The sequence below is a fragment of the Anaeromicropila populeti genome (genome assembly GCF_900112775.1).
GTDB lineage: Bacteria > Bacillota > Clostridia > Lachnospirales > Lachnospiraceae > Anaeromicropila_A > Anaeromicropila_A populeti.
In genome coordinates, this window is the sequence record NZ_FOYZ01000015.1 from 15,764 (window position 1) to 32,464 (window position 16,701).

13 protein-coding genes and 1 tRNA gene are annotated in these 16,701 nt (G+C 33.0%); 10 read left to right on the top strand and 4 right to left on the bottom strand.

Translation table 11 applies throughout. From position 1 onward, the window contains the following. Nucleotides 1–6: 6 nt before the first annotated feature. From BM305_RS15735 to BM305_RS15745, 3 genes are read right to left on the bottom strand one after another with little or no spacing between them, the layout of a single operon-like run. Nucleotides 7–1,908 carry a V-type ATP synthase subunit I gene (locus BM305_RS15735; protein ID WP_242940563.1) on the bottom strand — a complete coding sequence of 634 codons (1,902 nt, stop codon included), beginning with the start codon at nt 1,906–1,908 and terminating at the stop codon, nt 7–9. 28 nt (nt 1,909–1,936) lie between these two features. After that, complete coding sequence (locus tag BM305_RS15740; RefSeq protein WP_092562936.1) at nt 1,937–2,971, bottom strand: V0D/AC39 family V-type ATPase subunit; 1,035 nt, start codon at nt 2,969–2,971, stop codon at nt 1,937–1,939. A 23-nt stretch (nt 2,972–2,994) separates the two neighbouring features. Beyond that, nucleotides 2,995–3,306, bottom strand: a complete 312-nt coding sequence (locus tag BM305_RS15745; RefSeq protein WP_092562939.1) for a hypothetical protein — start codon at nt 3,304–3,306, stop codon at nt 2,995–2,997. Nucleotides 3,307–3,480: 174 nt separating this feature from the next. On the opposite strand from BM305_RS15745, the gene trmB reads away from it, so the two are divergent. The 3 genes from trmB to trxA all read left to right on the top strand — a co-directional run bounded on the left by trmB (nt 3,481) and on the right by trxA (nt 4,695). Next, nucleotides 3,481–4,116 (top strand): tRNA (guanosine(46)-N7)-methyltransferase TrmB, encoded by a 636-nt coding sequence (gene trmB / locus BM305_RS15750; RefSeq protein ID WP_092562942.1) that lies wholly within the window; start codon nt 3,481–3,483, stop codon nt 4,114–4,116. Nucleotides 4,117–4,187: 71 nt separating this feature from the next. After that, complete coding sequence (locus BM305_RS19230) at nt 4,188–4,337, top strand: hypothetical protein (protein ID WP_177214766.1); 150 nt, start codon at nt 4,188–4,190, stop codon at nt 4,335–4,337. 40 nt (nt 4,338–4,377) lie between these two features. Next, nucleotides 4,378–4,695 carry a thioredoxin gene (gene trxA, locus BM305_RS15755; RefSeq protein ID WP_092562944.1) on the top strand — a complete coding sequence of 106 codons (318 nt, stop codon included), beginning with the start codon at nt 4,378–4,380 and terminating at the stop codon, nt 4,693–4,695. Between the two features lie 66 nt (nt 4,696–4,761). Here the strand turns inward: trxA and BM305_RS15760 are convergent, their stop codons facing one another. Continuing rightward, entirely contained in the window at nt 4,762–5,982 is a 1,221-nt protein-coding gene (locus tag BM305_RS15760; protein ID WP_092562947.1) for an AI-2E family transporter, read from the bottom strand. Between the two features lie 216 nt (nt 5,983–6,198). On the opposite strand from BM305_RS15760, the gene BM305_RS15765 reads away from it, so the two are divergent. The 7 genes from BM305_RS15765 to BM305_RS15795 all read left to right on the top strand — a co-directional run bounded on the left by BM305_RS15765 (nt 6,199) and on the right by BM305_RS15795 (nt 16,699). Continuing rightward, nucleotides 6,199–6,271 (top strand) — tRNA-Lys (locus BM305_RS15765). Nucleotides 6,272–6,512: 241 nt separating this feature from the next. Further along, the gene (locus BM305_RS15770) at nt 6,513–7,163 is read left to right on the top strand and encodes a hypothetical protein (RefSeq protein WP_207649504.1); all 651 of its coding nucleotides are present in this window, start codon (nt 6,513–6,515) and stop codon (nt 7,161–7,163) included. 335 nt (nt 7,164–7,498) lie between these two features. After that, on the top strand, nt 7,499–8,662 hold the full coding sequence (locus BM305_RS15775) for a serine hydrolase domain-containing protein (RefSeq protein ID WP_092562953.1): 1,164 nt from the start codon (nt 7,499–7,501) through the stop codon (nt 8,660–8,662). Between the two features lie 141 nt (nt 8,663–8,803). Next, entirely contained in the window at nt 8,804–13,840 is a 5,037-nt protein-coding gene (locus BM305_RS15780) for a tandem-95 repeat protein (RefSeq protein ID WP_092562956.1), read from the top strand. A gap of 140 nt (nt 13,841–13,980) precedes the next feature. Then, complete coding sequence (locus tag BM305_RS15785; protein ID WP_092562959.1) at nt 13,981–14,826, top strand: DNA adenine methylase; 846 nt, start codon at nt 13,981–13,983, stop codon at nt 14,824–14,826. Beyond that, a complete protein-coding gene (locus BM305_RS15790; RefSeq protein ID WP_242940564.1) occupies nt 14,816–16,156 on the top strand; it encodes a type II restriction enzyme in 1,341 nt (446 codons plus the stop codon). The genes BM305_RS15785 and BM305_RS15790 overlap by 11 nt, the downstream gene beginning before the upstream one ends. 27 nt (nt 16,157–16,183) lie before the next feature. Then, a complete protein-coding gene (locus BM305_RS15795) occupies nt 16,184–16,699 on the top strand; it encodes a cob(I)yrinic acid a,c-diamide adenosyltransferase (protein ID WP_092562962.1) in 516 nt (171 codons plus the stop codon). Nucleotides 16,700–16,701: the final 2 nt, after the last annotated feature.

The window sequence follows — 16,701 nt, forward strand, 5'->3', positions numbered from 1 at the left end:
GTCCTCCTAATTTGTAAACTTTGAATTAAATGGTTTAAATGTTTTCCCTGTTCCGCGATAAAATCGGCTGAACATTTCATAATATTCCAGTCTTAATACTTGAATACCAACTACAAGTCCTTCCAATGCGGTAACAGCAATATTTCCAATAATCAGTATAAAGACATTAGGTGTTCCACTAGCAGTGTCTGCAAGCGATAGGACGACACCCATCATGCCGGCATGGCTAAGAGCAAATGCCCCTACACGTACAAAAGAAATAGTATTTGTAGCATAGCTTAAAACTACGTCAAATAATTCAACCAGTCCTTCTATAAAAAACATAGATTTACTGCCTGGAGGAAAAATTTTTTTTTGTTTTTGAACCAAATGTGTAAAAGGCTCTTTTAAAAATATTGCAGCTAAGGGAAGACAAAGCAAAATTCCAGACAGGTGAGAACCTGGTATTTTACGTCCTGTTAGTGCTAGAATAATAAGTAATACAGCAAGGCTATAGCATATTAATCCAGCTAGACCACTGGGATCAAAAAAAACTTTTTCAATATTTTTGGATCGAATTCCATTAATTATATTTAAAATCATGGCAAATATTATAAGACCAATACCAAATCCAATGGAAGTAAGTAAGGTTGACATGATATTATCCATTGGCTTCCGCCATAAAGCGGGTATAATTTCTTCAAATCCAAAAATACTTCCGTAAAAAAAACCAAAAATAGTGGACCAGATACCAGCCAAGCCGATAATGGCACCTAAATTCATTTTTTTTAGCCAGTATAGCAGAAAACCGCCAATAGCTAGGCAAAGACCTTGCCCAACGTCACCAAACATAATGCCAAACATTAAGGTGTAGGTGAGAGCTACAAAAATAGTAGGATCCATTTCGTTGTAAGCAGGTAATCCGTACATATCTATAAACAGCTCAAAAGGTTGAAAGAGCTTGGGATTTTTTAACCGTGTTGGCGGTTTTGTTAAAACATGCTCTTGGTCATTTTCTGAAATAATATAAATGTCTGGATCAGGCTCTGTTACCGCAAGAAAGTTTTTGGCATCATTTTCAGTCATCCAACCACATATAATATAAAACACAACGCCTTTCTTAGTACCTTTTGTGCAGGCAGCAAGCTTTCTTATTTCAAAATTTTGATTGTAAGTAGTTAACGTCTGATGTGCAAGAAGAAGATCATCCTCTATTTCATGCAATCTGTTTTTTATTTCAACGGATAATGCTCTATTCTGTTGACGGATATTAACCAGTTTTTTTGTTAGGGACTGATAAATATCTTCTGGAGTACCACTATATCCATCTGGTATAATAATTCTTTCAAAATGAAGAGAAGAAAATACAGCATCTACTTTTACCGCTGATGAAGCAGGTACAAAATAAACGCCCCATACATAACTGGCATCGCTGTCACATTCCAAAAAAACTGTATTTAAATTATCATAAACGTATTTTGAAAATTTGTTATAATACTGGTGAGATATTTTTCCAAATCTAAACTTTAAAAACTTGAATTTCAGTATTTTTTGAATTTCGTAATTTAATAATCGAAATGGCTCAATTAGAGATATAATTTCAATGAGGGCATCTTTTTTCTGACTTAAATGTTTTTTTTGATTATATAAATCGTCTGTAAGCTGGCATGCTTTTTTAATCGTATAAGCTGCGTTCTCAGGTGTAATTGAATGGTCAGAAAAACTAGTATTACTATTTAATTTTTCAATCAGTAACTCGGACTTTTCTAGTATGTCTTTATATGGATTCACTTCCACAAATGGTTTTAGTTCATGGACATTGCTTAATTCAGACAGTGCATTTTCAAGGTGAATCTCAAACTTACAAAGATATTGACTCATAATCCGGTCAATGTCATCCTTTGGTCCTGTTATAGTTAGAAATCTCATTTTTTCAATTATAGTAATCACCTCCATTTTAAGTATGATTTATATAGTTAAGGGATTTTTCTGGGGGTATTTTATAACGTATACATTCTAGTGCAGTAGTAAGTTTATTAATCTCCTGCTCCTTTGCGAATAAATAGTAAAAAATACGGGCAATAGAAACGGGATATTTTTTTACACATTCTTTGTAGTTTTTAATAAGTAAATGCAATTGATATTCTTCAATTAAATCATGGTTTTCCTGATTTACAAGTTCTTTATAAGAAGTAGAAGATAAAATAGTAAAAAACTCGTTTATTGTGCTGGTTTCTATTAGTTTGGTCAGTTGTTCCTGTTTTAAAGAATAATGAACAGGAATAATTAGTGCCAAAATATCTGAAGTATCAAGTTCGTAATATTTTTTGGAACGGTAAATCCACATAATGTTTAATAAATCTATCTGTGTACCATACAGTGCAGTCAGTATTTTTTGCGATTCGCCTTTTAGTTTTTTGTTAATAAATCTCCAGGATACTGTAAAAAAATAAACATCAAGTTGCTCTTCATAAGTGTGGCCAGAAAAATTGCTATTTTGAAATTTTGTAAACAGTTCATAATATTTACTGCCTTTCAAATTACCGATAAATTCATTTAATGAGTTTGAAGCTGACAGGCGTATCATATCTATTTCTGAATGTGTTTTAAAAAAATCTGCAAATACAGAAAGCTTGCAAATTTTATTGTTGGCATGAATGGATTGTAAGCATGCTTTCAGTATATTTATTTCATAACGAAAAAAAATAATGGATAAAGGAGTTCTAAGATCATTTGTAGAAAATTGATATATTTTAGTGTAGTCCATATAAAGAGAATTATAAATAACTTCTTCAATGTTACCTCGGTGTATGGAGGTTTCGTTTATTTCATTAAATATATTATGGTAACCAGGAAGTGACTTGAGATAGGCAATAAAACTTGCAGGGGAATCCAGTTGGATAATCTGCTCATATTCTGCATTGCTTATCAAATCCCCAGACATACCATGTATTTTTGTGATAATACCGCCATAGGTAAGTAAATTTCCCATTAAAAACCCTCCAGCATAATGTATTAGGCAGATATAATGCGATTAAAAATTTCGTTGGCGTATATTTCATTCTTTTTTTCATACAGGTATTCTAGATTTTTCAAGAGAGAATTGTGAGTATTTTGCAGTTCTTCTAACTCTTTCGTTAAAGCTTGATTAGTTTCTACACGAATTTTTTCTAGCTGTTCTTTCGTCTTTTCATTTAGTTCAGCATCAAATTTTTCTATTTCCGTACGAATCTGATTATTCAGTTTTGTCTTTTCTTCGGAAACACTATTTAAAATTTTGTTTGCCTTTTCCTCAATTTCTGATAAAAGAGTAATCATTTTTTCCATGGTACAGCCTCCTAATGATAATATTTCTATGAGTACTATTCCCATTACATAGTTTTCCATTCATTATAATATCATACTACTTTTTTTGAAATTTAACTATAGTAAAATTATATTTTTATGATATACTTAGAATTTGAAAGATATTCATAAGAGGAACAGACTGGAGAATTGGATATGAGGTTAAGAAATGTAAAAGGTTCTAGAGAAAAAATTGCGGATAATCAATTTGTAATACATAATCCAGAAGAGTATAAGGGGTTATGGAAACAAGTATTTAAAAATGATAATCCTCTTCATATTGAAATTGGAATGGGAAAAGGACAATTTATAATAAAGATGGCACTGAATAATCCCCATATTAATTTTATTGGCATTGAGAAATATTCTAGTGTGTTAGTTCGTGCAATCGAGAAGAGAGAAGAAGTTGAGTTAAATAACTTGTTTTTTATTCGTATGGATGCAGAAGATATTAATAATGTTTTTGACAAAAATGAGGTTGCCCAGATTTATTTAAATTTTTCTGATCCATGGCCAAAGGAGAGACATGCAAAACGCAGGCTGACATCACATCAGTTCTTGGCTAAATATAATCAATTTCTTGAGCAGAAAGGAAAGGTGATTTTCAAAACAGACAATAAGGAGCTGTTTGAGTTTTCATTGGAGGAAGTTTCTGTAGCTCAGTGGATCTTAGAAAGTAAAACATTTGACCTACATCATAGCGATGAACAAGAAGGTAATGTAATGACAGAATACGAGCAGAAATTTTCTGAAGAAGGAAAGCCTATTTGCCGGATGATTATTCATAGATAGATTATTGTTGTTTTATTTCATATGACAGAATCATAGATTATAAAGAATATATTTATGGTGATGGTTATTAAATGGCTCAGTCTCAGGTTAAATCAAAAATTGCAAAAGCAACCGGTACTAATCCTAAGTTAAATAAGAAAGCAATGGAGTTTAAAAAATCATGGGATCAGGTAGATAGTATATTACAGTCTTTAGGTAAGCATAATAAAAAAGGAAAGTAGTTACTGTATTCAAGTTTTTATAACAAAAGGAGGAAGCAGCATGGCAACACAATTTACAGAAAATAATTTTCAAGAACAGGTATTAAATGAAAGCATGCTTGTAGTAGTGGACTTTTATGCAGACTGGTGTGGACCTTGTAAAATAATGGGTCCAATTATTGAAGACCTTGCAAAAGAATATGAAGGAACAGTAAAAATTGGAAAGCTAAATGTAGATAATTGCCCCAATATTAGTGGAACGTACAGGGTAATGTCTATCCCGACAATTCACTTTTTTAAGAATGGTAAGGTTGTAGATACGGTTATGGGTGCCGTTTCAAAATCGGTATTGCAGGATAAAATTAATCAACATAAATAAAGAAAAAGCAGGATAAATCCTGCTTTTTCTTTATTTATGTTCAAATTATCTTTCCTAGCTTGAATACTATATATTTTTAATATTTTTCCGATCTAGCTTTCTTTGAATAAACTGGTTTAGTAAATATCCCAAAACAGCAACAACTGGGACACCAAGAAACATACCAATAACACCAAAGTAGGCACCACCGATGGTAATGGCAAAAATAACCCAAAGTGGCTTTAGGCCAGTAGATTCTCCTAATATTTTAGGTCCGAGATAAAGTCCGTCAAATTGTTGAAGTGCAAAAATCATAATAATAAAAATTACAGCTTGGATAGGATTGAGCAATAAAAAAATAATTACACCTGGCACGGCACCAATAAAAGGACCAAAGTACGGAATCATATTGGTGATACCAACAATTACACTTAGCAGCAATGCATAAGGAAGTTGAAATATTAGCATTAGTACAAAGCAAATGGCACCTATAATTAAGGAATCAATAAATTTACCAATAATAAAACCACTAAATATACTATTACATTCCTTTGCAGTTGAAAAGAGATATTCGGCCTTTTCTTTTGTTAAAAGAGCATAGACAAGCCTTTTAATGTGATATAGTAAAAATTTCTTATCCGATAATAAATAACAAGAAATCACAATAGATAAAAATATATTAATAATCCATTTCATTATTGATACAGAAACGGTTACCAAAACAGGAAATAAGTTTGTTACAAAATTAGTTCCAAAAGATAAAGCCTGAGGAATCAATTCATTAATCTGTTCTTTAATAGCAGGAATATCTAAATCAGGATATCTGGTTTCCAGTGTGTTTAAATAATCATATATACCATTAAACATATTTGAAAATTGTTCTGGATTATCTGTCAGCTTTTGGGTTAAGTCCTGAATACTTGTTCCAAGCTGAGGAATGACATAAATAAATGTCAAAATAATAATACCTAAAAAAACTATATAAGAACAAAAAATTGAAATACCTTTGCGAAAAGAAGTATAAGAGGGACTTTTCATTAAGTATTTTTCTAATAGTTGATCAATATTTTTAGTAAGCGGTGTTAGTAAAAAGGCAATAAAAAATGCAGCAATAAATGGTGATAAAATACCAAAAACATTTTCAATATTCTGTCTGGTTTCGGACCAGTTCATAATGCTGTATATAATAATGGAACCAACCGTTATTACAAATAGAGCATAGATACATATGGTAAAATACTGTTTATTTGATTCAAATACATTTCGCTTATCAGAATTTTTATTTGAATCAGAAGAGTTTGCCGCCATAAAAATGTTCCCATCCTTTCAATCGTTCAATACTATAAGTTGTATTTGTATTATAGCCTTTTTTTTTATTTAATTCAACGAAAAATATAAGTTACAATATAAAATAAAACGAAAAATTATTTTTTTTTAAAAAAAGGCTTGCAATTTGCAAAACTATCATATATAATTACTTTTGCGTTTAGGAAATATAAAAAAAGAATAAAAATAATAAAGTATGCGCTTCTAGCTCAGTTGGTAGAGCACCTGACTCTTAATCAGGGTGTCCAGGGTTCGAGCCCCTGGAGGCGCACTTGCAAAGTACCGGTTTTGCAGACGAAAGAGCTGTGGGGTTGGTGCTTTTTTGTTGCAAGAAAGTAAATATTACAAAGAACACATAATTATACAAATAATATATTGACATGTAAAAAAATAGTATATAATAGAAAATGTTGGATTGCTATGAAGTTTAAAAGTAAAAATCAAACAAAATTATTAAATAAGATAAGGAGATTAGTGAAATGAAACAAAAATTTTTAAAAAAGTTAACATGTTTGTTATTAATTATGGGGTTGACTTTATCTATGTTTGGTTCTAAAATTAATGCAAAAGAGTTAGTAGATGTTGAAAGTGAGTATCAAAAATTACTTTTAGAAAAAATTCAAGAATCAGATATTTTAGATGAAAACAATTATTCTATTAGCTTTTCCAGTGATAGTAGTGATAATCAAGATACTTTGAAGATGAATTCTATTGATGAGGTAATTAGTTATCTTGAGCAAAATGAGAATGAGAATGTATATAATGAATCGGTAGTAATAACACCTAACACTCAAAAAAAGGGACTGTTAGCACTTAATGACATTACATATTATACTAAAAATGTAAAATACGTACGTTCCTTGACTAGTACATATACATTATCTGCTGATGTGACAATGAAGTCTACAAATAATTATGTAACTTCAATTTCTAATCCAAGATTAACATTGACAGGATTTACTATAGGCGTAGGTATTGAGGATATCAGCTATTCAACCTCAATTTTAGATGGAAGTAGGACAGCATATGTATCAAGTGATTATACACATGTAACAACTATCACAACTCCAATTGGAGTAATTGAGGTTCATAGAGAGTTATGTCATATGTATATGTATTACAAGTATGATTCAGTTTATGATAAAGGGTTTTACTATTTGTAAGATAGGAGGTAAAATAATGTGTTAATTATTGATACAATAGTATCATTATTAAATGTTATAGTAATGGTTGTATTTTTTGTTATGTTATGCATTGGTTTCAAATATTTATTTAAACAATCTAACAATAATTTCAAAAGATAGTATTATGGTTTTTATAATATGATTTTATTTTGAAACGTAGTTAACTTTGATTGTGAAGTTAATTACGTTTCTATTTTTTTGATAATCTATTAAATATAATAGCTTTTTCAGATATTCATTTTTCAAAAGATATGCTATAATAGCGGTATATTTCACATGCAAATGATTATACAGGAAAGGCGGATAGATAATAAATGAATACAAAAAAACTAAGCTGGTTAAATAATTTATTTCAAAAAGAATTAGACGAAAAAAGAGTGCTGGGCGCGTCGATTCAAATAGAACATAAAGGGAAAACAGCATTTCATAATATATATGGATCAGATAAAGAAGATACTATTTATAAAATATTTTCCATGACAAAACCAATTACGGCAACAGCTATTATGATATTAGCGGAGAGAGGTCTGATTGATCTGCAAGAGCCAGCAGATAAGTACATTCCAGGACTTAAAAATATGAAGGTGTCAACGAAAGAAGGACTTGTAGATGCAAAAACTCGAATTACAATTCAGCATTTGTTGAATATGACATCAGGAATTGCGTATCCGTGGGAAGAAGGCGTACCTGAAAAGGGAATGCTAGACATTCAGCAAGACTTGCTAAAGCGAATGGAGAAGGGTGAAAAAATTGATATTGTAAAAATTTGCAACTGCTTTGCAGAAGCACCACTGGACTTTGAACCAGGAACTAGTTGGAAGTATGGTGCGTCAGCAGATTTCTTGGGTGCAATCGTACAGATTATAACAGGAATGAGGTATGGAGATTTTTTAAAGCAGGAAATATTTGAGCCACTTAGAATGGTAGATACAGATTTTAAAGTTGCAGAGGAAAAACGCCCTCGTCTAGCAAAAGTGTATTCAAGAGCTGACGAAGAAGGACATCTGGTGGAAGCACCAGCAGACGAGCCTAAGATATTAAGACTCCTCCAACCCGAGGAAAATCCGGATATTGAAGCAGGTGGAGCTGGTTTATATTCTACCTTGGAGGATTATATACATTTTGTCCGCATGCTGGTTGGAAAGGGAACATTTGAAGGAAGACAGATTTTAGGTCGTAAAACCGTAGAATATATGGGGAAAAACCAGTTAACTCCCGAACAATTGAAAACAGTTTATTTTGAAAGTATTTATGGATATGGGTATGGTAATTTAATGCGTGTTATGTTAGATACCTCAGTTGCAGCAAGTAACGGAAGTGTGGGCGAATATGGATGGGATGGACTTGCAGGGACATATTTTTTTGTAGATCCAAAGGAAGAACTAGTAATGGTCTATATGCAGCAGATTTTGCAGGGGGGAGACGTTAGCTTAAGAAGAAAAATGCGCCAGATTATTTATGGGGCATTAAGTGAATAAGAAGAATCATATAAAAGGGTGTAGTGAATTTGACTGCGCTCTTTTATTGTTTTGGTAAATATTACTTATATACAAATTCTCTATAATTCGATAAAATGTGATATAATAGGATACTTATGGACATAATATACGGAGGTACAAATGAGAAAAAGAACATTAAAAGTAACATGTGTTATCGTTCTAGCTGCTATTTTAATAAATATAATTCAGTTTAGCCCGATAACAAAAGTACATGCGGCATCATTGGATACCAACCTTTTGGTGAATCCTGGCGGAGATGCAGGAAATAGTACAGCAAATGGGTGGACTGGAGCAAGTGGTTACAACTCTAATACAAATAATTTGCGGTCAACGGCTGGAGGAAGGACTGGTAATTATTTTGGTACATTTTCACAAGGATATGTAGATTCTGAAATTAATAATTATCAAGATATCGACATTAGCAGCCAGGCAGCTAAAATTGACAGTAGCACATTAATGGTTAATTTTAGTGGATATTACATGAAGACAGGTGCTAAGTCTGGCGATTACATTAAAGTAAAAATTCAACAATTTGATGGAAGTGGAAATGAATTGTATAATGAGGAAAAAAGTTGTGGAAGTACTACTACATATTCTTCTATCAGTTGGGAACAGTTTCAGATAGTAGAGGCTGTGGCTGCTGGGGCAAGAAAAATCAGAATTACCTTATTGTGCTTTCTAACATATCCAGGCGGGATCGGGGCATACACCTATGCAGGATATGATGATATGTCAGTAATATTATACGAAAATGGAGATATTGCTCCTTCTGTTTCTCAAATCGCGGATCAGTCAGGTGATTCAGGAACCCAGATAGGTCCTTTTTCATTTACCGCATCGGATATGGATAATGCAGTTGGAACACTTACTGTTTCAGCAAGCTCATCTAACCAATTAGTTATTACCAACTCTAATATAAATGTTTCATTATCAAATGGAAATGGTTCTATCTCTGTAACATCAACAAGTGGACAGACGGGAACGGCAAATATTACGGTAAGTGTTTCGGATGGGACAAAAGCTACTAATATGATATTTAAAGTTACAGTTTATCCAAACATTCAATTAGGAAGTAATATTGTAAGTAATTCAGATGGTACTACATTAGATGGATGGACAAATTCAGAATCTCGTATGTATACCAATGGAGGTGTATTTATTGTTGGGTCGGTTTCAAGTGGACAGTCAAAATATTATGTTTATCAAGATATAGATATAGCTAAATTTGGTTCTATTATAGATACTGGATTATTAGAATTTAACTCATCTTATACTAATGTGCAAAGTGGTGAGTGTAAAGTTGAGGGATATGATGGAACTGGTAATCTCTTATGGACTAAAAACAGCGGAACAATAAGTTCTGGAACAAGAAAAATCAGGGTTACAATGGGTGGTTCTGTAGGTGCTAGGATAGATAATGTAAGTGTAGTTATATCTAATGCAACCGTTGTTTCTGTTATAAATGATCAAACATTAAAAGCAGGAGCTACTGCAAATAACATTCCATTTACGGCTGTATATAGTGGGTCAGACATTACTTTGACAGGTACGTCTTCCAATAACAGTATTGTGAATAGCAGCTCCATTACTTTTGAGGGAAGCGGATATTATAGAAATATTAGTTTTACGGCCCAGGCAGGAGTTTCAGGAACTGCTGAAATTTCAGTTAAGGTAAATGGAACGGTATATAGAAATTTTCAGGTAACGGTATATACTTGTCCTGGAAAACCATCTATTACAGCTGTGACAGATAGTTCTGACGGAATTATGGTATCCTTCAATGGTCCGGCATCAGATGGAGGAAGTTCTATTAATTCTTATATAGTAACCTCAGGTGACGGGAGCGTAACAGCAACAGGTACGTATAGTCCTATTAAAGTAACAGGTCTTACAGCAGGAAACAGCTACACATTTTCAGTAAAAGCAAAAAATGCTGCGGGAGAAGGAGAAGCTTCAGATAGTTCAGAAAGTATTATATTTACATCTATACCTACGGTAAATACAGAGTCAATTACATCCATTACATCAACTAGTGCTGCAATAAATGGAAATGTAGTAAGTGATAATGGAAGCGCTATTTTAGAAAGAGGTATTGAATATAAAAAAGCTACTGATTTAAACTATACAAAAGTAATTTTTAGAACATCGACAACAGGTAGTTTTAGTATCAGAATATCATCTCTTTCTAATAATACCTCGTATGAGGTAAGAACATATGCAACTAATGCAAAGGGAACAAACTATAGTTCTGTGGCAACATTTGTTACATTAAACAACATGGCACCAACTATAAATTGTTCGATTGACCTTTGTGTCATTAATGAGGATTCCTCTACGGCAGATTTAGGAGAAATTAATTTAACAATTAACGACGAAGAAACTTTGGCAGATAATTTAACAGTAACTGCAAGTTCTAATAACAAACTGCTTGTGCCTGAAGATTCAGCCCACATTATAGTGGAAGGGACGGGTGCCAATCGAAAAATAAAAATTATTCCCGCTAAAAATCAGTCTGGAACAGCAATCATAACGGTAACAGTAACGGACGAACAAGGGGCATTCGCATCAGACACTTTTCAACTAGGAGTAAATTCAATAAATGATGCACCAGTAGCTTTGGACAGCACAATTTCAACTTTTGAGGATATGCCAAAAGGCGGAATGCTTTCTGCCAGTGATATAGAAAATGATGTACTGACCTATCAATTAGTATCTGGAACCTCAAAGGGCACCATTACATTACAGGCAAGTGGTTCGTATATGTATGTTCCGAATAAAGATGTAAATGGGATGGATTATTTTACCTACAAAGTAAGTGATGGTAATTTGTATTCCAGTACAGTAACCGTAACAATTGAAATTACCTCAGTAAATGATATTCCTGTGGCAAATGACAGCTTTTTTACGATCAATGAGGATACAGAAAAAACTGGAGCTTTAACAGGAATGGATATTGATGGGAATACCCTGGCATTTAGTAAGACAGTCGAATCTTTACATGGTTCTGTTACAATCAACAGCAATGGAACATTTCAGTACATGCCAGATGCTAATTATAATGGGATAGATCGTTTTGAATTTAAAGTAAATGATGGATTGGCTGATTCATTAGCTGCAACAGTTACTATTAATATTACAGCAGTAAATGATGCACCGGTTGCACAGGATAGAGTACTAAATGTGACAGAGGATGAAGATGAGCATGGAATGCTTTGGGCATTAGATGTAGATGGAGATGCTTTGAACTATCAAATCGTGTCTGTTCCTCAAAAGGGCAATGTTTTTTTGGACGCAAATGGAAGTTATATCTATCTCCCAGCATTAAATGAAAATGGAGTTGACAGCTTTACGTATCGGGTAACAGATGGAGTAGAATATTCTAATACAGCTACTGTAGTAATTACGATAGCTGAGGTGAATGACATACCATATGCTTATGATAAAAGCATTACATTAGAAGAAGATGGAAGTTCAAATGGATCGTTGTATGGATTTGATGTGGAAGGAACCCCACTTGTATTTATTAAAACAAGAGAGGCAAATCATGGAACGGTTATAGTTGATTCAAATGGACTATATCACTATGTACCAAATGAAAATTATTTTGGAAGTGACAGTTTTTCATATAAAGTCAGTGATGGTGTAAATTTTTCTGAGTCGGCAGTTGTAACGGTTACAATTAACAGTGTAAATGATGCACCTGTTTGCCAGAATGCAGTACAAAGTGTATTAGAAGACGCTACATTAAATGGTGTGCTTTCAGCAAGTGACGTGGAAGGTGATACATTAACATTTTCTGTTGTGGAAAATGCTAAAAACGGTAGGGTTAGTCTAAATGAAGATGGAAGCTATAGCTATACACCAGACAATAACTATTTTGGAAATGACAGTTTTTCATTTAGTACTAATGATGGAACAGCTAATTCTAATGTTGCAGAAGTGAGTATTACAGTTACAAGCGTAAATGATTTGCCAGAAGTTGCAGATATAAATAAAAGCGTATATGAAAATCAGTTAGTATATTTTACGGCAACGGATTTTACTCAACATTTTTTAGATGTGGAATCGGATGCGTTGACAAAAATTAAAATTACTTTTATTAATAATTTAGATTGTGGAACTTGGAAACTTGTTTCTGGCAGTACAAGTACTACAATAGCAGCAGGACAGGAAATAGAAGCAGCTGATTTAAATAAAATTTGTTTTATTACGAAAGCAAATACCTGCGGAACTACTTATCTTTTATGGAAGGGATCAGATGGAACTGGTTATTCTGATATGGAAGCAGGAGTAGAAATAAAAATAAAAGAAATGGATTCTACTGAGATAACACCAGTTCATAAAACAGAATCCCAAGATTTAATGATTTATAGACAAATTTCTTCCGATATTAATGGTGGCAATAAGCTAATATTAAATGCAGGAATATTGAAGGCAGCAAAGACTAATGAAAAAGGATTGTCAATAGTCGTAAAAGATAAAAATCAAAAAGAATGCTATACATGGATGTTTGCAAAGGATCAACTACTGAAGGCTGCTGAAGAAATGGAAGATATTAATTTAGGTATGCAGCTAAAATCACAGGAGGCTGGAGTGACAGTATCCTTTGAAGAGAATGACAAACTGCCTGTTTCCGCAAGAGTTAACATTAATTTGGAAGATCAGCCAGGTATAGTACCAGGAAGCAAAGTAAATGTTTATCACTACAATGAAACCACAAAAAAATACGAAACATTGCCATATAGTTCAAATTATTATGTAAGTGAGGATGGAAGCGTTTCAATCAATATAGTGCAGGGTGGAACGTATGTCGTGCTTTCCAATAAACTGTCTGCTCAAACAGTTACAACTTTAAAAAATCAGATAAAAGTAAAATCAGAAAAAAGTAAGCTGAAGTTAGGTCAGAGTACAAAAGTAAAGGTAACGCTTCCAGTGACATTGCAAAGTGTAAAGAGTTTAAAAAGTAAAACGGACAGCAGTGCAATTGGAGCTGCAACTGTTTCTTATTCTTCTAGTAATAAACAGGTTGCTACAGTTAATAAAAGTGGTCAGATTACATCCGTTGGTGTTGGAAAAACGATAATAACAACTACAATAAAATTATATAATGGACAGAAAAAAATAGTGAAAGAAACTATTATAGTAAGCAAATCGTAATGTAATATAGAGATAATAAAATCGGCAGTTCTGATTAAGTTCAGACTGCCGATTTTGTAGTTAGTTCCTTTTAAAAAATTTTCACAGATGGTTTTATTTATGTTATACTATTGAAAGAGTAGAATGACGGAGGAATAGACATGAAACAGGATTCTTTAGTAGCACCAGCTTTAAAGTGGGTAGGTGGAAAGAGACAGTTATTAAAAGATATAGAACCAATGGTGCCAAAAGAATACTCCACTTATTATGAGCCGTTTGTTGGTGGTGGTGCGGTGCTGTTTGCTTTGCAGCCAGCTAAAGCGGTTATTAATGATGCCAATGAAGAGTTAATCAATGTATATATTACAATCAGAGATCAGTGTGAGGAACTAATTAACGAATTAAAATTACATGAACAGAATAATAAATCAGAATATTATTACGAAGTGAGAGGTTATGACAGAAACCAGGAAAAGTATACAGGGATGAGCAGGGTGGAGAGAGCGGCCAGGATTTTATATTTAAACAAAACCTGTTATAATGGATTGTTTCGGGTAAATCAGTCTGGTCAATTTAACTCACCTTATGGTAAATATAAAAACCCTAACATAGTAAATGAAACGACATTAAGAGCATTACATCGTTTTTTGAATAGAAAGGGAATTAGAATTTTGTCAGGTGATTACAAGGAAGCTTTAAAGACAGCTAAAAAAGGAGCTTTTGTATATTTAGACCCGCCTTACCACCCTATATCGTATTCTAGTTCATTTACAGGATATACAAATAATGGATTTGGGATGAACCAGCAAATTGAATTAAAAGAAATTTGTGATAAACTGAATAAAAGAGGTGTGAATTTTTTACTTTCAAACTCGTACTGTGACTTTATTCTGGAGTTATATCAGAATTTTACGATAAAGCAGGTATCTGCCAAAAGGGCAATTAATTCTAATGCAAGTAAGCGTGGAGATGTGGAGGAGGTATTAATATCAAACTATGAAATCTAGTCTGTTAATGGAAACAAATGCAAAACTTCTTTCAAATGAAAGCAACTTGTCTAAGAATGAAGCGGCTTGGATTAGGCTGTTTGATAAGTATGATATTTTTAGTAAGGTTGAAAAAAATGGAGTATTTGAGATAACAGCCAGTCAAATTAAGGAATTTCGGGAACCTCGTCTTATGACGAAATTTGATACAGAAGAATCATTACCAAAATGTTTTGGAAAGGGAAATGGGAAAAAGCTTTCTATTTTACCTAATAGCCGGGGAAGCTATGTAATGGGGTATTTTGATTCTTATCACGCTATTCCTGAGATGGAGCGTTTTATTAAACATATTGATTTTCCAGAACATTTAGAAACTATTTCGAAAGAAAATATTAATAGTGAGGCAAATGTAATTAATGTACTGGGAGTAACCAGTGTATTGGATGATTTTTTAGGGGAAAAGCAAATGGTTCAGACAATAAGCGGCAGGATGAAATCAGGAGAGTTTGAATTTGTAATACAAAATACAAAAAATCAGGGACAAGCTCTTATATCTGTGAGAAATGCCCAGATAGAAATAGATGCGGGTTTTGAAAATCATAATTGTGTATCTATAATTGAGGCAAAAAATGTTGTGCATAAGGATTTTATTGTCAGGCAGCTCTATTACCCTTTTAGACTTTGGAAAACTAAACTGGTAAAAGAGATTCGGCCTGTCTTTTTAGTATATAGCAATAATATTTTCAGACTAATGGAATTTGAGTTTACAGATGTGGAAAATTATAGTTCAATTAAATTTGTGAGGCAAAAAAATTATAGTTTTGAAGATGTTGATATTACAATGGACGATTTAACAGAGGTATATAATAGTACTAGAAGCAAGGAGGAAAACGACGGAATTCCATTTATACAGGCAGATAGTTTTCCTACGGTCATTTCATTACTGGAGCTTTTGAAGGAAGAGGATAAGACAATTTCAGAAATAGCAGAAGCAATTGGATTTGATAAAAGGCAGGGAGATTATTATTTTAATGCAGCCAGGTATTTGGAATTGACAGAAAAATATAAAGCTGAGAATGGTATAGTGAGAGTAAGGTTGTCTGCCTTAGGAGAAGCTATTATGAAAATGCCTTATAAGAAAAGGCAGCTTAAATATGTAGAGCAAATGTTTACACATGAAATATTTCGGTATATTTTTATGTTTTTCCGACAGCAAGGAGAAGCGCCAGATAAGAAGTTAATTGCATCTAAAATCCGTGAGTTAAATTTGTGTGGTGAAAGTCTTGTAGAAAGAAGAGCCTCTTCTGTATCGGGATGGATAAAGTGGCTTTTGGCTACAATAAATAATTAGGAAAGAAAGTAGGAAAGAAGGAGATATATGATTCATTTATATTGTGGTGATGGAAAAGGGAAGACGACGGCAGCAGTAGGTCTGGCAGTTCGTGCCGCAGGAAAAGGGAAAAGAGTTTTTGTGGTTCGTTTTATGAAAACAGATGATTCGGGAGAAGTTGAGGTATTAAAGGGGATAGAAAACATAACTGTTTATCCTTGCAGCCAGTGTTATGGATTTACGTTTCAAATGGCAGAGAATCAACGAGAGGAGGCAAGGGGGTATTATTCTGCGGTATTAGAAAACACAATTAAAAATATGGAACTTCAGTTTTATGACGTAATTGTAATGGATGAGATTATGTCGGTGTATAACGAAAATTTTATTTCTCAAGAGAGGTTTTTGATATGCTTAAGGGAGGCACCGGAGGACCTGGAAATTATTTTAACAGGTAGAAATCCTTCTGAAGAACTTATTTCACTTGCGGATTATGTAACAGAAATGAAAAAAGTAAAGCATCCTTTTGACAAGGGAATTGGGGCTAGAAAAGGAATTGAATATTAGAG